Raw genomic sequence first — 17,658 nt, 5'->3', positions numbered from 1 at the left:
TCGCGGCGACTGTCTGCTCGACGCTCAATTCGCGATCAACGCAGCCGGTTTCGTCTCGGGCATGAGCGCCGCGTACAGGACGAAGCCGACGGCGGCGATCGCCGCGAGCGTCCAGAACGCCAGCGTGTAGCCACCCGCCACGATGATGGTGCCCGCCAGCGCCGCCGACAGTGACGCCCCCAGCCCCTGCGCCGTCGACACGGCCCCCTGGGCCACGTTGAAGCGCCCGGTGCCGCGCGTCAGGTCGGCGATCACGATCGGGAACAGCGCGCCGAAGATGCCCGCGCCGACGCCGTCGAGCGCCTGCACGGCCAGCAGCCAGACGCTGTCGTCGGACACCGTGTAGAGCACGCCGCGCGCAGCCAGCACGCCGAAGGCGATGAGGAACAGCGGCTTTCGACCCCATCGATCCGCGGTGCGGCCCGCCAGCACCGCGACGGGGATCATCACCAGCTGGGCGGCCAACACGCAACCCGCAACCAGTGTGGTGGCGTTGTCCTTGCCCTCGAGGCGGGTGAGCAACTGGCTCACCGACGTCAGCATCGCAGCGTTGGCGAGGTGAAAGGCGAACGCGATGACCGCGAACGTCAGCAGTGCCCGGTTGGTCAGTAGCACGGACCAGACGCTTGCGGGCGCGTCATCGGATGCGCCGTCGGCGAGGCCGCGGGCCATCTCCTCGTCGATCTCCGCAGGGCGGATACGAAGCGTCGCAACGATGCTGAGCACCGCGAGCACGCCCATCAACCAGAAGACGACGACCGGCCCCAGCAACCAGGCGAGCGCCGCCGCCAGCCCCGCGGCGGCGGCGTTGCCCGCGTGGTTGAACGCCTCGTTGCGTCCGATCCGCGGCGCGAACATCCGAGGCCCGACGAGTCCGAGTGTGATGGCCGCGATGGCGGGGCCGAACACCGCTCCGGCCACCGATGCCACGGCCTGGGTGATCGTCACCAGCGCGAAGCCGTCGGCGAAGGGCAGTGCGACGCTGCTGATCGTGACGAGCAGGGCGGCGATCACGATGATGGCCCTGCGGTTGCGCACCCTGTCGATGAGCGCGCCCGCAGGTGTCTGCGACAGCAGTCCGACGATGCCTGCGACGGTGATGACCGTGCCGATCGTGGCCTCGTCCCAGCCGTGTGTCGGACCACGGACGGCGAGCAGGTAGATCGCCAGGTAGGGCCCGAGGCCGTCCCGGACGTCGGCGAGGAAGAAGTTCAACCCGTCGAGTCCGCGCAGCGACTGTCTGCTCGTCATGTGCCGACGACCTGGATCGCCAGCCAGAGCCCGCACACCGCGACCACCAGCGTGACGGGTGTCGTCAGTAGCCCGATGCGACTGAACTCGACGAACCCGCTGTCCAGGCGCTCTCGTCGTATCACGTTGCGCCACAGCAGGTTCGACAGTGATCCCGGATAGGTCAGATTCGGTCCGACGTTGACGCCGATCAGGACCGCGAGCACGGCGGCGGGGCCGGCACCCGACACCAGCGGCAGCAGCACCAGCACCGCGGGCAGGTTGTTCACGACGTTGGCCAGCAGTGCCGCGATGACGGCGATGCCGAGCAGCGCAACGAAACCGGTGCCCGACGGCAGCATGCCCCGCATCGCGTCGCCGAGCCCGTTGTCGGTGACTCCGGTGACGACCACGCCGAGGCACAGTACGAAGGCGAGGAACGGGAGGTTGGCCGCGTGGACGATGCCGGCGATCGACGTCCGGCTGCGCGCCAGGCCGTGCCAGCCGAGGACGACGACACCCGCCAGCGCGGCCCACGCCGGTGCCACGCCCACGCCCGACGCGACCACGAAGCCGACGAGTGTCAGCGCCAGCACGATGAGCACGAAGACCGGGATCTCGGCGGGCGGCGGCACCTCCGTGGTCGCGGGCCGCACGGCCAGTTCGCGCCGGAACAGTAAGCGCAGCAACACGAATTCGGCCGCGATGGCCAGTATCCACGGGGCGGCCATCAGTGAGGTGAAGTGCAGGAAGCTGATTCCGGCGGCACCGAAGGCCAGCAGGTTGGTGAGGTTGGACACCGGAAGCAGTAGCGACGCCGTGTTGGCCAGGTGGGCCGTGGCGTAGGCGTGCGGTCGGGCGGGCGCCTGCAGTGTGCGGGCCGTCGCCAGCACCACCGGCGTCAGCAGCACGACCGTGGCGTCGAGGCTCAGCACCGCCGTCGTTCCCGCCGCGATGACGAACACGGCGATCAGCAGGGTGCGGGGGTTGCCCCGGCTACGGCGTGCCATGGCGATGCCCGCGGCGTGGAACAGGCCCTCGTCGTCGCACAGCTTGGCGAGCACCAGCACCGCGGCGAGGAAACCGACGACCGGCAGCAGTTCGACGATCTCGGCGCGCGCCGCCTCCCACGTGACGACACCCGTGGCGATCAGCAGGGCTGCCGCGGGGACCGCGACGACGGCTTCCGGCCACCCGCGCGGGCGGACCATTGCGAACAGCAGCACCACGGCCAGCGAGCCGAGTGCGAGCGTCAGCTCCACGGGTCGCTGCGTTGCCAGAGCGACGGAAAGTGCAGTGGCACAGCGTCTTCGAGTGCGAGCCGGGTGAGTACCCGCATCGTGACGTCGAGGTCGTCGCCGGCGTAGGGCAGCGCCCGCAGCGGAGCGTCGAGCGGCCGGAAGAAATCGTCCCAGTGGATGAGCGTCACCCGGCGCGCCCCGACGGTGCGTACGGTCTCGGTCCAGTAGTCGACGAGGTAGCGCTCGGGCTGCAGGCCGAGTTGGCCGACGCCGAGGTACACCACGTCGGCGTGGTGACCGCGCAGCGCGCCGGGAACGAAGCCCGCGCTGCCGACGATGAGCGCGCTGCGACCGGTCGGGAGGTGGTGCACCAGCGTCGACCAGGATTCGCCGCACCGGTAGGCGGCGGCCTTGACCGGCGGGATGACGGGTGCGCTGATCGAACCGGGGAATCTGTCCGGGGGGCAGTGGTCGCCGACGACGAGGGTCACCGCCCACGTCGAGCCGAAGGGGATCGGGACGCCGGGGGTCGCAACGATCAGGCGGTCCTCGGGCAGGCCCGCGCCGCGGCCGATGTTCACCGCCGACGTGCCGCCCATCAGCGTCGCGCCGGTCTTCTCGGCGACGACGGCCGAGTCCATCGCGTGGTCGAAGTGGGTGTGCACGGGAAGCACCGCGTCCAACCGGGCGACGCCGAGGCGGGCCAGCGCGTTGTCGATGCGCTGCTGCGACGGCGTGAGTCGTCGGGTGCCGACCTCGAGGAGCGACGGCCGCGAGAAGAAGCCGTCGGTCATCAGGGCCGTCGCGCCGTCGTCGAGCAGCAGGGTCGTGACGCCGGCCCACGTGACGGTGACCGGGGAATCAGCTGCGGCGGGTGGCTCGTTGAAGAACTCGGTGTAGTCGGCGAGGTTCGGCCGCCCGAGCTTCAGCCGCATGCCGACACCCTAGAGCCGGCCGCTGGCAGGAATCTGGGTGTCGCTCTTTTGAAAACGATTACCATTATGGTTAAGGTGGCCTCCGTGCGCGCTCCAGCCGAATCGGCGATGCGATATGTACCCACGCACCGTCAGGTGCACACCTCGATCGGCGTGCAGGTCGACGAGGGTATCCGCGACCTCCTCGAGGCGCTGTGGGCGCATGGGCTGACCACCGAGTTCTCCTGCCAGGGCGGCGAAGCCGGGGTCGCGCACATCTGCTTCTCGAGCCTGTCCGATGCCGCGCGGTTCGCGGCGGGCCCCGGAGATCTCGAGATCACCGCGGGGGAGCGTCGGGCCTGGGTCGACTTCCCCGCCGAGCAGATCGACGCGCTCAGCAGGCACTGGTCGCAGTGCCTGCGGCGCGGCTGCGCTATGTGAAGGCGCGCAGTATGACGCCGCTGGCGGTCAGCGCGTCGCGCACGGCCTCGGCGATCGCCACCGCGCCCGGCGAATCGCCGTGCACGCACACCGATTCCGCCGAGATGACGAGGTCCGTTCCGTCGGAGGCGGTGACCCGCCCCGTCGTGACCATCGCCACCACCCGCTCGGCGATCACGTCGGCGTCGTTCAGTACCGCGTCTGGCTCACGGCGTGCCACCAGCGTGCCGTCGGGGGTGTACGCGCGGTCGGCGAACGCCTCGGGCACCGTGCGCAGGCCCAGTCCGGTCGCGGCGGCGAAGAACGCCGACCCGGCCAGGCCGAGGACGGGCAGGGCCGAGTCGACGGCGTGCACCGCGGCGGCGACGGCGCCGGCCTGCTCGGTGTGGTCGACGATCGTGTTGTACAGCGCGCCATGGGGTTTGACGTAGGAGACGGCGGTCCCCGCGGCGTGCGCGAGCGCCTGCAGCGCGCCGATCTGGTAAACGACGTCTGCCTCGAGGTCCTCCGCTGTGACGTCGATGAAGCGGCGGCCGAACCCGGCGAGGTCGCGGTAGCCCACCTGGGCGCCGATGCGCACGCCTCGCACGGCGGCGGCGCGGCAGATCCTCGCGAGGCCGGCGGGATCGCCGGCGTGGAAGCCGCACGCGACGTTGGCGCTGGTGACCACGTCGAGCATGGCGTCGTCGTCGCCGAGGCGCCACACGCCGAAACCCTCACCGAGATCGGCGTTCAAGTCGATTTCCGCGGTGAGACCAACTGAAGCCACGACGCTCACCCTACGGACCGGTCCACGCGTTCTCCGATACGAACTCCGCGAGCGGGCGGCCGACCGCCCACCGTTCGAGCTCCAGCACGGGCCGGTCGGGAAAGCCCGGCACCGGTCCGAGGCACAGCACGGCGACGGGCTCGGCGTCGCCCGGCAGCCGCAGCAGTTCGGCGAGCGCATGCGGGTCGAACAGCGACACCCACCCGAGGCCGAGTCCCTCGGCGCGTGCGGCAAGCCACAGGTTCTGAATGGCGCAGGACACCGACGCCAGGTCCATCGAGGGCATCGTGCGGCGGCCGAACACGTGCCGCGACCGATCGTCACCGAGCGCGACGACGAACAGTTCGGCGCAGTCGAGGACGCCCTCCACCTTCAGGGCGAGGAACTCGTCGGAGCGTTCGCCGAGCGCCTCCGCGGTGTTCCTGCGCTCGTCGTCGACCAGTGCGTGGATGCTTCGACGGAGTTCGGCGTCGGTGATGCGGATGAACCGCCACGGCTGCATCAGGCCGACGCTGGGTGCTGCGTGGGCGGCCGCGAGCAAGCGGGCCAGCACGTCGTCGGGAACGGTTGCGCCCGGCACGAACTCGCGCATGTCGCGGCGCTCCGCGATGGCCCGGTACACGGCGCGCCGCTCGGCATCGCTGAACGACTCGTCCGTCACGCCGGACAGCATAGGTGGCAGCATCGTCGGTGTGAGCCGAGACGACGTCCTGATCACCGCCACCGAGCTGCGCGGGCTGCTCGCCGACCGGCTGCCCGTCACCGTGCTGGACGTGCGCTGGCAGCTCGCGGCGCCGGACGGTCGCGGCGCCTACGAGTCCGGTCACGTGCCCGGCGCGGTGTACGTGTCGCTGGAGGACGAACTCAGCGATCACGCGGTGCCGGGGCGCGGCAGGCATCCGCTGCCCTCGGGCCCGTCGGTGCAGGCGGCGGCGCGGCGTTGGGGCGTGCGGGAGGGTGTTCCCGTCGTGGTCTACGACGACTGGAACCGGGCCGGGTCGGCACGCGCGTGGTGGGTGCTGACCGCCGCCGGGATCGACGGCGTACGGATCCTCGACGGCGGCTTGGCGGCGTGGATGGCCGCGGGCGGTGACCTCGAAACCGGCACGGCGGTGGTCGAATGCGGTGATGTCACGGTCGGGTACGACGACCTCTACCACGGTGGGCTGCCGACGCTGACCGCCGACGAGGCATCGACCCTCGGCGCCCGCCTGATCGACGCGCGCGCCCCCGAGCGATTCCGCGGCGAGGTCGAACCCGTCGACCCGGTGGCCGGCCACGTGCCGGGCGCGATCAACGTGCCGAGCACGTCGCTGCTCGCCGCCGACGGCACGTTCGGTTCGGCCCCGGAGGGTGAGGCCACCGGCGCGTACTGCGGGTCCGGCGTGACCGCGGCCGTGGTGGTGGCGGCCTTCGCGGCGGCGGACAGACCCGTGGCACTGTTCCCCGGTTCGTGGTCGCAGTGGTCCGCCGAACCCGGTCGCCCGGTGGCCACCGGCGAGTGAGCCGGGTCCGATTTCCGTCACTTAATGGAAACGGTTATCGTTATCGGCATGCCTCTCGCGCGCCGCTACGCCGCCCTGCTCCTCGTCGCTCCCCTCGTGCTCGCCGGGTGCGCGGGCGGGGCCGACGAGGCGAGTGCACCGCCGAGCGACGCGCCGCCGTGCCCCACGTCGCCCGTCGAGGTGGTGGTCAGCGTCGACCAGTGGGGCGACATCGTGTCCGAGCTGGGTGGCGCCTGCGCGAACGTGACGACACTGCTGGCGAGTTCGTCGGTCGATCCGCACGACTACGAGCCGTCGCCCGCCGACGCCGCCAAGTTCGAGGGCGCGCAACTCGTGGTCGTCAACGGGGGCCACTACGACGAGTGGGCGGCGAAGCTGGCCGCCGGTTCCGCCCCGAACGCCCCGGTGATCGACGCCGTCGCCATCGGCGATCCCGGCCACGAGGAGCACGAGGGCCACGACGAGGAGGGCCACGAGCACGACGAGGGCAACCCGCACGTCTGGTACCGCCCGGCCACCGTCACCGCCGTCGCCGACGCCGTGACGGCCGAACTGACCACGCTCTCACCGTCCGCGAGGGACTACTTCGCGCAGCGGCGTGCCGCCTTCGGCGAGGACCTCAAGCCGTACCAGGACTCGATTGCGAAGATAAGGGCGTCCGCAACCGGCAAGACCTACGCCGCGACGGAGTCGGTGTTCGACGACATGGCCGCGGCCGTCGGACTGCAGAACAAGACGCCCGCGGGCTATCAGGCCGCGGCGCGCAACGAATCCGATCCGTCGCCGGCCGATCTCGACGCGTTGCTCGGCCTGCTCCGTGACAAGGGGGTCGACGTGCTGATCTTCAACTCGCAGACGCAGGGTTCGGTGCCGGACCAGATCCGCAGCGCCGCCGAGTCCGCGGGTGTTCCGGTGGTCGAAGTCACCGAAACGGTGGCGCCGGGGACGGATTCGTTCGAGGCTTGGCAGGTGGACCAACTCACTTCCCTCGCCAAGGCGCTCGGTGTCCCAGCCTGATTCCGCGCAGGAGGGCAGGAGCGCAGCGACCCGGGAATCGGCCCTGTCGTTCGAGGACGTCAGCGTCGTCCGCGGCGGCAAGCTGATCTGGTCGGAGGGCACGTTCGACGTACCCGCCGGTGGAATCGTCGCCGTCATCGGGTCGAGCGGCTCGGGTAAGACCACGCTGCTGCACGCGGTGCTCGGCATGATCCCGGTCGCGTCGGGCGAGCTGCGCGTGCTGGGGAAGTCGCCGGGCGCCGCCACCGGCTCGATCGGGTACGTGCCGCAGAACTACGCGGCTGCGGCCGGCAATGCGATTCGCGCGTCCGACGCCGTGCAGCTCGGATTGACCGGCAACCGCTGGGGTTTCGGCAGGGCGACCGGCGAACAGCGCACCCGCATCGACGAGATTCTGCGCGCGACCGACGCGCTCGAGTTCGCCCACCAACGGCTCTCCCAGCTGTCCGGCGGGCAGCGGCAGCGCATTGCCATCGCGGAGGCTCTGGTCGGGCGGCCCCAGCTGCTCATCCTCGACGAACCGTTGACCGCGTTGGACGTTCGCAACCAGCGCGACATCGTCAAGCTGCTCGCCCGAATTCGCGACGACTTCGGCGTGACGATCGTGGTCGTGGCGCACGACCTGAACCCGCTGCTCGGAATTCTCGACGGTGCGATCTACCTGCTGGACGGCCACGCGCACTTCGACACCATGGACGAGGTGGTCGACGAGGATCTGCTCAGCCACCTGTACGGAACGTCAATCCAAGTCGTACACACCCCGCAGGGCGACCTCTACATGCGGAGCGTCTGATGCACCCGACCGTGCTCGCCCTCGGCTACCAGGACAACTGGCTGCAGATCCTGACGTCGTCGTTCATGCGCAACGCTCTGATCGGCGGCACGCTGGTGGCGTTGGCGGCTGGGTTGATCGGCTACTTCATCGTCGTGCGCAACAGTGCGTTCGCCGCACACGCGTTGGCGCACATCGGCTTTCCCGGTGCCACCGGCGCGGTGCTGGTGGGCCTTCCGGTCACGGTCGGCTTGGCCGTCTTCTGCGTGGGCGGTGCGCTGGTGATCGGGGCGCTCGGAAAGCGCGCCGAGGAACGAGAAGTGGCGACCGGAACGGTGCTGGCCGCGGCGACCGGGCTGGGGCTGTTCTTCAGTTCCCTTGCCACCAGGAGCAGTAGCACGGTCACCAACGTCCTGTTCGGCAACCTGCTCGCCGTCACCCACGAGCAGCTGGTCACGTTCGCGGTGGCGCTCGCGGTGCTGGCCGTCGTCGTGGCGGTGATCTACCGGCCGCTGCTGTTCGCTTCGGTCAACGCGGAGGTGGCCGAGGCCAAGGGTGTCCCGGTGCGGGCGCTGTCGGTGGTCTTCATGGCGCTGTTGGGCTTGTCGGTGACGATGGCGGTCCAGGCCGTCGGCACGCTGCTGCTGTTCGCGTTGGTGGTGACACCCGCGGCGACGGCGATCATGCTGACGGCGCGACCGGCGGCGGCGATGGCCGCGTCGACGGTGTTGGCCGTGGCGGGTGTCTGGCTCGGACTCGCGGTGTCGGCGATGTTCAACGTGCCGCCGAGCTTCGTGATCGTGACCATCGTGTCGCTGGTCTGGCTGGTGGTGTGGTCGATCGCGCAGCGCACGGGCACCGATCGCAGAGCCGCGCCGCAGGAACACGGCGCACAGGAGCTCATCCGCTAGCCTCATGAGGCATGTCCCGAGGTCCAGCGCCACGCCGTCGCGCGACCTTGGCGTCGTTGGCCGCCGAGCTGAATGTGTCGCGGACCACGATCTCCAACGCCTACAACCGGCCCGACCAACTCTCGACCGAGTTGCGCGAGCGCGTGCTGGCCGCAGCCAGGGACATGGGCTATCCGGGGCCGGATCCCGTCGCCCGGTCGCTGCGCACCCGCAGGGCCGGCGCCGTCGGACTGATGATCACCGAACCGTTGAATTACTCCTTCAACGATCCGGCGGCGCTCGGCTTCGTGACGGGACTGGCCGAATCGTGTGAGGAGGCGGGGCAGGGCCTGCTGCTCATCGCCGTCGGGCCCAGCCGTTCCGTCGAGGACGGCACCGCCGCCGTCCTGGCCGCCGGTGTCGACGGCTTCGTCGTCTACTCGGCATCCGACGACGATCCCTATTTGAACGTGATCCAGCAGCGCGGCCTGCCGACGGTCGTCGTCGACCAGCCGATGGACGTGCCGGGTGCCTCTCGGGTCTGCATCGACGACCGTGCCGCCATGCGGGCGATGGCGGAACACGTTGTGGGTCTGGGGCATCGGCGGATTGCGCTGCTGACCATGCGGCTGGGCCGGGACTGGCCCTACGAGTCGACCGCCCCCGCCGTCGCGAAGGCGGACCGACTGCAGTCCCCCCACTTCCACGTTCAGCGTGAGCGGATCGGCGGGGTGCTCGACGCGATGCGGGCCGCGGGGCTCGACTCGGACGCCCTCACCGTGGTGGAGAGCTACGAACACCTGCCGTCATCGGGCGGCTCGGCCGTCGAGGTGGCACTCGCGGCGCAGCCGCAGGTAACCGCGATCATGTGCACGGCAGACGTTCTCGCGCTCTCCGCGATGGATCACCTACGTGCGCACGGCATTTACGTGCCCGGCCAGATGACGGTGACGGGTTTCGACGGGGTGCCCGAGGCGCTGGCCCGCGGTCTGACCACCGTGACGCAGTCCAGCGTCGAGAAGGGCAGGCGCGCAGGGCGACTCCTGCACGATCCGCCGCGATCGGGGCTGCCCGTCGTCGACGTTCTCGCCACGGAGGTGGTCCGCGGCAGGACATCGGGTCCGCCCGCCTAGAGCGAGGTGAGCTCTGGTGTGGCCCGCCACGCGTCGAGCGCGGGGGCGACGCCGCCGACCAGCATCGGCAGCTGGGGCGCCATCGCCAGGCACGACACCACCGCGAGGTTCGCCGCAGCGTCGGTGATGCGAAGGACGTCGGGGTTGAGCGTGCGCACCCCGAGATTCCGCGCGGCATCGTCGTACGCCCGCAGGGCGTCGCGCCCCACCATCGCGAGATCGGATTCGACGGCGCCGAGCGTGACGAGTTCGAAATCCGACCACAGCTCACCGGCTGGAGTCGTGATCATGTTGTGGTAGGGCGCATCTCCGTGAATCGGCTGTATCGGGACGCCGGGGAACGCGGCCTCGAACGCGGACTGCGACGTGAGCACCGGAGCAATGATCGACCATTCCCGTTGAGCCCGTTGAAGATCAGCGCGGTCGAGCACGTCGGGCATGTCCTCCAGTGCGATCAGTCCCTCGGGGATGTAGGTGCCGTACGGTGCCCAGAACGAGAGCTCGCCACTGGAAGTCGGGTAGTCGCGCAGCGCCGCGTGCAGCCGCGTCGTCTGCGCGACGCGGGTCTCGAGGTCCGGTGGGGTGTCGAGGACATCGACGAGCTGCCAGAAAGTCATCGAGAAGCCCTCTCGCAGCACGGGTTCCGGGGGAACCAATGCGCTCGGCGGCACGACGGGATGGCCGCGGTCCGCGAGCCATCCGGTGACGGCGAGTTCGCGTCGCTGCTGGGCGGCCTGGGCTTCGGGGTCTCCGATTCGCGACGGCGGCAACACGGTCGGCACCCGCACCACCACCGGCGACGGCGCGAGGTGCACGATGACGGAGAAGACGTCGTAGAGCACGCGGGGTTCGTCGACGCGAACTCCGAGAGCCGTCCCGGCGGCACGGGCGGCCGCCACCGCGCGTCCGGTGCGGGCGGTCATCTCGCCGGGGGTCAGCACCTGCGTGCGGCCAGCAGATAGGCGATCGTCTCGGCGACGTCGTCGGGGGTGTCGACGCGGTACCGCGCGAGCGTGTCTCCCGGCCCGACCTTCACGCCGACGTCGGCCGCGCGCATCCGCCGGAACGCCTTCTCGTCTGTGACGTCGTCGCCGAGGAACACCACCGCGGTTGCGTCGCACTGCTCGCGGAGGATGTCGACGGCCTCGCCCTTGTCGGTCCGCAGCACCGCGAATTCCAGGACGGCCTTGCCTGCGGTCGCGTGGGCGCCCCAGTGCTGCGATGCCACCTCGGCTGCCGCCAACGCCGCTTCGCCGTCAGCTGCCGACGCGTTGCGCACGTGTAGTGCGACGCTGGCGGGCTTGGTCTCGACCGCGACTCCGGGCCGCCCCTCGGCGATCGATCGCAGCTCGGCGATGATGCGCGCCAACAGGTCTCCGTCGATCGGGTGGGTGAAGCCGGTGTCGAACTCCGCGCCGTGGCTACCCACGAGATGCACGGTCGGCGGGGCGCCGGACAGCTCGCGCAGCACCGCCAGCGCGCGCCCGGAGATCAGCGCGACGGTGGTGTCGGGAACGTCGGCGAGCGCGCTCAGCGCATCGGCCGCCGCGGGCAGCGGGCGCGCGTCAGCGGGGTTCCCGACGATGGGCGCGAGTGTGCCGTCGAAGTCGGAGGTGAGAAGCAGGCGCGGACTCCCCGCGGCAGCGTCGAGCGCGTCGGTCAGTTCGGGGGGAAGCACCCCCTAGATCTTAGGGTGCTCGCCGTCCCCGATGAGCAGCCGCATGGCGAGGTCGAGTCGTTTGCTGACGTCGGTGGCCGACGCGCGTCGCGTCAGCCAGGCCAGCAGATTGGACAGCCAGACGTCGGAGATCACCCGAGCGATGTGGTACTGGTCCTCGGTCGGCTCGCCCTCGCTCATCGCGCGCGCGAACATCGAGTCCATGAGTTTGCCGACGTGATCAACCTCACCCGCGGCGGACGCGTCGGCGAAGACGAACGCGCGCGTCATGGCCTCGGTGAGCAGCGGGTTGCGCTGCATCGCGCGGTTCAGCCTGCCGACCATCATGTTGAGGCGCTGATACGGGGTCCCGCCCGCAAGCGACGCGCGATCGGTCTTGGCGTCGATGCGCTCGAACTCGCGGCCCAGGGCCGAGACCAGAAGGTGCACCTTCGACGGAAAGTACCTGTACAGGGTGCCGACGGCGACGTCGGCGCGTTCGGCGACGGCGCGCATCTGCACCGCTTCGTAGCCGCCCTTCGACGCGATCGCGAGGGTGGCATCGAGGATGCGCTTACGGCGTTCGCGCTGGGCTTCGGATCCGAGTTCGGACTCGGCGAGAACGGCCACGTTCATCACCCGACGAGGGCCGGCGGTCGAATCGGACCCCGAACCCGGGTTTGTAGCTGATGGGATCGATGATCCGGACATGCCCCTGACCCCACTTTCTCTTTGCGCACGGGGTGAAAACGATACGCATCGCGCTTCATGTTCTCCCACCTCCGTGCCCCCGAGACACCCGCGTGTCCTGGTCGAACGGCGGTCGACTTGACGTTCGATCGCTGTCACCATTAGAACACGTTCTAGTGGGAAGCATCGTCTTCTCACCCAAGGCTAGGAGGCCGAAGATGGCTCAGTCTGCCGTTGCAGTGTCCATTCCCGGTACCGACGATCAATTTGCTGCGCGCGACATGGTGCGCGACTGGGCGGCGTCCTCGGCATCGATCCAGGCGGTGCGGGCCATCGAGCAGGGCACGCCCGACGCGTGGCGCGCGCCGTACGACGGTCTGGCGCAGCTGGGGATCTTCGGCGTCGCGATCCCCGAGGATCTGGGCGGCGCGGGTGGAACGGTCGAGGATCTGTGCGCGATGGTCGACGAGGCCGCAGCCGCGTTGGTGCCCGGACCCGTGGCGCCGACCGCGCTGGCCACCCTGGTCGTCACCGACGCGAACCTGCTGGACGCGCTCGCGGCGGGCACGCGCACCGCCGGTGTGGCGCTGCGGTCGGACATCGTGCTCGACGGGAACACGGCGGGCGGGAGCGAAGCGACCGGGGGGGGCTGCACGGCCTCCGGCACGGCCGAGTACGTGCTCGGGGGGCTCGTAGACTCGGTGCTGCTGCTGCCCGCCGGAGAACAGTGGATCGTGGTTGACGCCACGACGGACGGCGTCACCGTCGAACCGCTTGCGGCAACCGACTTCTCGCGACCGCTGGCGCGAGTCCGCCTGGACTCCGCGACGGCGACGGTGCTCGACGCGTCCGCCGAGCGCATGGTGGATCTGACGGCGACCGTGCTGGCCGCCGAGGCGGCCGGGCTCGCCCGCTGGATGCTCGACACCGCAGCCGAGTACGCGAAGGTCCGCGAGCAGTTCGGCAAGCCGATCGGAAGCTTCCAGGCCGTCAAGCACATGTGCGCCGAGATGCTATTGCGCTCGCAGCAGATCTCCGTCGCCGCCGCCGATGCCGCGAGCGCGGTCGGCGATCCCGATCCGGCGCAGCTGGCCATCGCCGTGGCCGTCGCCTCGGCCGTCGGCATCGAGGCGGAGAAGGTGAACGCGCGGGACTGCATTCAGGTGCTCGGCGGCATCGGCATCACATGGGAGCACGACGCGCACCTCTACATGCGGCGCGCGTACGCCAACGCGCAGTTCCTGGGCGGGAAGTCGTTCTGGCTGCGCCGCAGCGCGCAGCTGACCCGGTCGGGCGTGCGTCGTCAGTTGTTCGTCGACGTCACCGAGGGCGAGGACATCCGGGCCGAGATCGCGGCCACGGTCGTCGACATCGCCGCGCTGCCCGAGGAGAAGCGGCAGGCCGCGCTCGCCGAGACCGGACTGATGGCGCCGCACTGGCCGAAGCCGTACGGCCGTGGGGCGTCGCCTGCGGAGCAGTTGGTGATCGACCAGGAACTCGAGGCCGCGAAGGTGGTGCGGCCCGACATCTCGATCGGCTGGTGGGCGGCGCCGACGATTCTCGGGCACGGCACACCGGAGCAGATCGAGCGATTCATCCCCGGCACGCTCAACGGCGACGTCTACTGGTGCCAACTCTTCAGTGAGCCCGGTGCGGGTTCCGACCTGGCGGCGTTGCGCACCAAGGCCGTTCGCACCGACGGCGGCTGGAAGCTGACCGGGCAGAAGGTGTGGACGTCGAATGCGCACCGCGCCGACTGGGGGATCTGCCTGGCGCGCACGAACCCGGACGCGCCGAAGCACAAGGGCATCACGTACTTCCTGGTCGACATGAAGTCGGCGGGCATCGACATCCGCCCGCTACGCGAGATCACCGGTGAGGCACTGTTCAACGAGGTGTTCTTCGACGACCTGTTCGTGCCCGACGAGATGGTCGTCGGCCCCGTCGACGGAGGCTGGGCACTGGCGCGCACGACGCTGGCCAACGAGCGCGTCGCGATCGCCACCGGCGGCGCGCTGGACAAGGGGATGGAGCACCTGCTCGAGGTGCTCGGTACCGACGACATCGATCCCGCCGATGCCGACCGACTCGGCGTGTTGATCGTGGCCGCTCAGGTGGGCGCGCTCCTCGACCAGCTGATCGCGAAAATGGCTGTGGGCGGCCATGATCCGGGTGCGCCGTCGAGCGTGCGCAAGCTCATCGGCGTGCGCTACCGGCAGAACCTCGCCGAGGCCATCATGGACAGCCAGGACGGCGCGGGCATCGTCGACTCGCCCGACGTGCGGTACTTCCTCAACACCCGCTGCCTGTCGATCGCGGGCGGCACGGAGCAGATCCTGCTGACGCTGGCGGGCGAGCGACTGCTGGGCCTGCCTCGCTGACGCTCGCGGGGTTCCTAGTACGTCGTGCGGGCGCAGGCGGTGGGCGACGTGAGGTTCACTCCCGCGTACACGACCTGGATGTAGGAGCAGACGATGTAGTCGGCGTCCTGCTTCAACTGCCCGGTCGACCAGTCCAGCGTCTTGGTGTTGCCGTGCACGGTGAACTTCTCGGGCGGGCCGCCGTCGAAGTAGACGGTGGAGAACTCGTTGTCGGTGATCGACTTGAACTCCCGCGTGTTCGGCGCGTTGAAATCGGACTCCATGTAGGACATCCGGTCCGAGGAGCGAACGGTGACGTTCTGTCGCGCGTAGAACTGCGGCGGGAATCCGGTCGGCCCCTGCGGAGTCAGGAGATTCGACCGGGCCGTGAAGTAGCACTGGTCGTTGGGAACGCAGTTGGCGGTGGTGTGGATCTCCAACTGGGTGACACCGTCGACCGGAATCGACTTCGTCATGGTGTTCTCCGCCGCCGACGCCACCGACATGGGCGTGACGAGCGCGAGCACCAGCAGCGTCGCCGAGAGCGCTGCGGCGATTCCGGCAAACCGTGTCATCGTGCTGTCCTCTCAGTGGCGCGGCTCAGGTTAGCCCGGCCGCTACTCGTCGTAGGTGACTTCAACCGAATCCGACAACGGGTGCGCCTGGCACGCCAGGATGAGGCCCTCGTCCAGATCGGACTGCTCCAGCACGTCGTTGACGTGCATGTCGACGTCGCCCGACGTCTTCAACACCGCGCACGCGCCGCAGTGCCCCTCACGGCACGAGAACGGTGCGTCGAGCCCCTTGTCCAGCAGCACGTCGAGCAGCTTGGCGGAGCGCGGCCAGCGCACTTCGTGGGTTTCGCCGTCCAGCATCACCACGGCGGTCGCGGGCCCCTCGTCGCTGTCGTCCTCGGCGATTACGACGGCCGCGAACGGATCCGACTCCAGCGACTTGAACACCTCGATGTGAATGCTTTCCCGTGCGGCACCGGCGGTCGTGAGCGCCTCTTCGGCGGCCGCCATGAACGGGCCCGGTCCGCAGATGAACGCCTCCCGGCCGGTGTAGGGACCGATGAGCCCGGTGAGCGCGACGGCGCTCGGCAACCCCTGCACCGACTCCAGCCAGTGCACGACGGTCAGCCGGTCGGGGTACTTGGCGGCGAGCTCGCGCAGTGCGGCCGCGAAGATCACCGACGTCTCGTCGCGGTTGGCGTAGACCAGGGTCACCTGGCCGGCGCCCTCTGAGAGCGCGGACTTGCAGATCGCCATCATCGGCGTGATGCCGCTGCCCGCCGCGAGCAGCAGGAAGTCGGTGTCGAGATTCGCCGGCGTGAACGTTCCCGATGGGGCCAGGACGTGCATCTTCATACCGACGTGCGCGTTGTCGCAGAGCCAGTGCGACGCGTAGCCGCCGTCGGTCCGCTTCACCGTGACGGTCAGCCGGTCGTCGGTGTGCGGGGAGCTGCACAGCGAGTAGCAGCGCGCGACCGACCCGGTGCGGTCGCTGGGCACCCGAAGCGTGAGGAACTGCCCCGGCCGGTACCCCAGCTTGTCGGGGGAGACCTCGACGCCATCCGGTACTCGAAAGACCAGTGAGCGCGCGTCGGCGGTCTCCTCGACGACGTCCGCCAGCTCGAGCTCGAGCACATGGCTGCCGAGCGGCTCGTCCGTCACGCTGCGTCTCCTCCAGGGTTCGTTTCCCAGCCAGAACTAGAACATGTTACAAAACTGCGCTTCTGCAGGTCTAGGGACCGTAGGAATGCCTTACTCGACTTAAATCGTAACGTGTTCTAATCTCTGGGTAGCTTCAGCTTCGTCAGCCCCGCACTCCTGGAGGCATTGAATGACCACCATTGAACAACGCGATGCCCAGTCGGTCCTAGACGGCATCGACGATTTGTTGCCGCGCATCAGCAAGCGGGCGCAGCAGGCCGAGGATCTCCGGCAGATCCCGGACGACACCATCGACGAGCTCGACGAGGTGGGCTTCTTCAAGCTGCTGCAACCGTCGCAGTGGGGTGGCCTCGAGAGTGATCCGACGCTCTTCTACGAAGCGGTCCGCCGCCTCGGCAGCGCGTGCGGCTCGACCGGCTGGGTCAGCTCGATCATCGGCGTGCACAACTGGCACCTCGCCCTCTTCGATCAGCAGGCGCAGGACGAGGTCTGGGGCGACAACGCGTCGGTCCGCATCTCGTCGTCGTACGCCCCGATGGGTGCGGGCGTCGTGGTCGACGGCGGCTACCTGGTCAGCGGTGCGTGGCAGTGGTCCTCGGGATCGGGCCATGCCACGTGGGCGTTCCTCGGCGGCCCGGTGATCAAGGACGGCAAGCCCGTCGACTTCGGCAGCTTCCTGATCCCCCGCAGCGAGTACCGGATCGACGACGTCTGGCACGTGGTCGGCCTGAAGGCCACCGGCTCCAACACCGTCGTCGTCAAGGACGTGTTCGTGCCGCGGCACCGGTTCCTGTCGTACAAGTCGATGAACGACCGCACCGCGGGTGGCCTGCAGAACAACACCGCTCCGGTGTACAAGATGCCCTGGGGCACCATGCATCCCACGACCATCACGGCCCCGATCGTGGGGATGGCCTACGGCGCGTACGACGCCCACGTCGAGCATCAGGGCAAGCGCGTGCGCGCGGCGTTCGCCGGCGAGAAGTCGAAGGACGACCCGTTCGCCAAGGTCCGGATCGCCGAGGCCGCCAGCGATATCGACGCGGGCTGGCGTCAGCTCATCGGCAACGTCGGTGAGGAGTACGCACTGCTGAAGGCCGGCAAGGAGATTCCGTTCGAGCTTCGCGCGCGTGCCCGTCGCGACCAGGTCCGCGCCACGGCGAGGGCGATCTCGTCGATCGACCTGCTCTTCGAGGCGTCCGGTGCCACTGCGCTCGAACTCGACAAGCCCGTGCAGCGTTTCTGGCGCGACGCGCACGCCGGTCGAGTGCACGCCGCCAACGAGCCCGAGCGGGCGTACATGATCTTCGGCAACGAGGCGTTCGGTCTGCCGCCTGCCGACACCATGGTTTAACCGGGAGAG

At 69.6% G+C, this 17,658-nt stretch carries 18 protein-coding genes; 8 read left to right on the top strand and 10 right to left on the bottom strand.

Translation table 11 applies throughout. The annotated features are described in order from the left end of the window. Window positions 1-24 precede the first annotated feature (24 nt). The 3 genes from NM203_RS25635 to NM203_RS25625 are packed head-to-tail and all read right to left on the bottom strand — an operon-like array spanning window position 25 to window position 3,406. Window positions 25-1,251, bottom strand: a complete 1,227-nt coding sequence (locus tag NM203_RS25635) for an MFS transporter (RefSeq protein WP_255063423.1) — start codon at window positions 1,249-1,251, stop codon at window positions 25-27. Further along, window positions 1,248-2,486 carry an SLC13 family permease gene (locus NM203_RS25630; RefSeq protein WP_255063592.1) on the bottom strand — a complete coding sequence of 413 codons (1,239 nt, stop codon included), beginning with the start codon at window positions 2,484-2,486 and terminating at the stop codon, window positions 1,248-1,250. The genes NM203_RS25635 and NM203_RS25630 overlap by 4 nt, the downstream gene beginning before the upstream one ends. Then, window positions 2,483-3,406 carry an MBL fold metallo-hydrolase gene (locus tag NM203_RS25625; protein ID WP_255063422.1) on the bottom strand — a complete coding sequence of 308 codons (924 nt, stop codon included), beginning with the start codon at window positions 3,404-3,406 and terminating at the stop codon, window positions 2,483-2,485. The genes NM203_RS25630 and NM203_RS25625 overlap by 4 nt, the downstream gene beginning before the upstream one ends. Before the next feature lie 84 nt (window positions 3,407-3,490). On the opposite strand from NM203_RS25625, the gene NM203_RS25620 reads away from it, so the two are divergent. After that, window positions 3,491-3,826 (top strand): ACP S-malonyltransferase, encoded by a 336-nt coding sequence (locus NM203_RS25620; RefSeq protein ID WP_255063421.1) that lies wholly within the window; start codon window positions 3,491-3,493, stop codon window positions 3,824-3,826. Here the strand turns inward: NM203_RS25620 and NM203_RS25615 are convergent. Both NM203_RS25615 and bluB read right to left on the bottom strand, forming a co-directional pair. Next, entirely contained in the window at window positions 3,819-4,595 is a 777-nt protein-coding gene (locus tag NM203_RS25615) for a LamB/YcsF family protein (RefSeq protein ID WP_408633411.1), read from the bottom strand. The two genes, NM203_RS25620 and NM203_RS25615, sit on opposite strands and share 8 nt — an antisense overlap. A 10-nt stretch (window positions 4,596-4,605) precedes the next feature. Beyond that, on the bottom strand, window positions 4,606-5,268 hold the full coding sequence (bluB, locus tag NM203_RS25610) for a 5,6-dimethylbenzimidazole synthase (RefSeq protein ID WP_303625199.1): 663 nt from the start codon (window positions 5,266-5,268) through the stop codon (window positions 4,606-4,608). Between the two features lie 19 nt (window positions 5,269-5,287). On the opposite strand from bluB, the gene NM203_RS25605 reads away from it, so the two are divergent. From NM203_RS25605 to NM203_RS25585, 5 genes are read left to right on the top strand one after another with little or no spacing between them, the layout of a single operon-like run. Continuing rightward, complete coding sequence (locus tag NM203_RS25605; protein ID WP_255063419.1) at window positions 5,288-6,100, top strand: sulfurtransferase; 813 nt, start codon at window positions 5,288-5,290, stop codon at window positions 6,098-6,100. A 48-nt stretch (window positions 6,101-6,148) separates the two neighbouring features. Next, entirely contained in the window at window positions 6,149-7,117 is a 969-nt protein-coding gene (locus NM203_RS25600) for a metal ABC transporter solute-binding protein, Zn/Mn family (protein WP_255063418.1), read from the top strand. After that, window positions 7,104-7,910 carry a metal ABC transporter ATP-binding protein gene (locus tag NM203_RS25595; protein WP_255063417.1) on the top strand — a complete coding sequence of 269 codons (807 nt, stop codon included), beginning with the start codon at window positions 7,104-7,106 and terminating at the stop codon, window positions 7,908-7,910. Before NM203_RS25600 ends, NM203_RS25595 begins: the two co-directional genes overlap by 14 nt. After that, complete coding sequence (locus NM203_RS25590; protein WP_255063416.1) at window positions 7,910-8,800, top strand: metal ABC transporter permease; 891 nt, start codon at window positions 7,910-7,912, stop codon at window positions 8,798-8,800. Before NM203_RS25595 ends, NM203_RS25590 begins: the two co-directional genes overlap by 1 nt. An 11-nt stretch (window positions 8,801-8,811) precedes the next feature. Then, complete coding sequence (locus tag NM203_RS25585) at window positions 8,812-9,912, top strand: Rv3575c family transcriptional regulator (RefSeq protein WP_255063415.1); 1,101 nt, start codon at window positions 8,812-8,814, stop codon at window positions 9,910-9,912. Here NM203_RS25585 and NM203_RS25580 read toward each other — a convergent pair. Genes NM203_RS25580 through kstR form a run of 3 tightly spaced genes read right to left on the bottom strand, consistent with a single transcriptional unit; the run spans window position 9,909 to window position 12,280 of the window. Then, the gene (locus NM203_RS25580; protein WP_303625198.1) at window positions 9,909-10,835 is read right to left on the bottom strand and encodes a phosphotransferase; all 927 of its coding nucleotides are present in this window, start codon (window positions 10,833-10,835) and stop codon (window positions 9,909-9,911) included. The genes NM203_RS25585 and NM203_RS25580 overlap by 4 nt on opposite strands. Window positions 10,836-10,846: 11 nt before the next feature. Continuing rightward, window positions 10,847-11,590, bottom strand: coding sequence for a trehalose-phosphatase (gene otsB / locus NM203_RS25575; protein WP_255063413.1), 744 nt, complete (start codon window positions 11,588-11,590; stop codon window positions 10,847-10,849). Window positions 11,591-11,593: 3 nt separating this feature from the next. Continuing rightward, on the bottom strand, window positions 11,594-12,280 hold the full coding sequence (gene kstR / locus NM203_RS25570) for a cholesterol catabolism transcriptional regulator KstR (protein ID WP_255063412.1): 687 nt from the start codon (window positions 12,278-12,280) through the stop codon (window positions 11,594-11,596). Between the two features lie 197 nt (window positions 12,281-12,477). On the opposite strand from kstR, the gene NM203_RS25565 reads away from it, so the two are divergent. After that, the gene (locus NM203_RS25565) at window positions 12,478-14,640 is read left to right on the top strand and encodes an acyl-CoA dehydrogenase family protein (protein ID WP_255063411.1); all 2,163 of its coding nucleotides are present in this window, start codon (window positions 12,478-12,480) and stop codon (window positions 14,638-14,640) included. A gap of 14 nt (window positions 14,641-14,654) precedes the next feature. Here NM203_RS25565 and NM203_RS25560 read toward each other — a convergent pair whose 3' ends face one another. Together NM203_RS25560 and NM203_RS25555 are read right to left on the bottom strand one after the other, a co-directional pair. Continuing rightward, a complete protein-coding gene (locus NM203_RS25560; RefSeq protein WP_255063410.1) occupies window positions 14,655-15,194 on the bottom strand; it encodes a hypothetical protein in 540 nt (179 codons plus the stop codon). Window positions 15,195-15,236: 42 nt separating this feature from the next. Further along, window positions 15,237-16,295, bottom strand: coding sequence for a ferredoxin--NADP reductase (locus NM203_RS25555; RefSeq protein WP_255063409.1), 1,059 nt, complete (start codon window positions 16,293-16,295; stop codon window positions 15,237-15,239). Between the two features lie 169 nt (window positions 16,296-16,464). On the opposite strand from NM203_RS25555, the gene hsaA reads away from it, so the two are divergent. After that, window positions 16,465-17,649: a 3-hydroxy-9,10-secoandrosta-1,3,5(10)-triene-9,17-dione monooxygenase oxygenase subunit gene (gene hsaA / locus NM203_RS25550; protein WP_255063408.1), complete on the top strand. Its 1,185-nt coding sequence runs from the start codon at window positions 16,465-16,467 to the stop codon at window positions 17,647-17,649. Window positions 17,650-17,658 lie beyond the last annotated feature (9 nt).

Source organism: Mycolicibacterium arenosum (genome assembly GCF_024320865.1).
Classification (GTDB): domain Bacteria; phylum Actinomycetota; class Actinomycetes; order Mycobacteriales; family Mycobacteriaceae; genus Mycobacterium; species Mycobacterium arenosum.
Note: the sequence above shows the minus strand (reverse complement) of the source record. Positions and strands in the feature narration are given on the sequence as shown.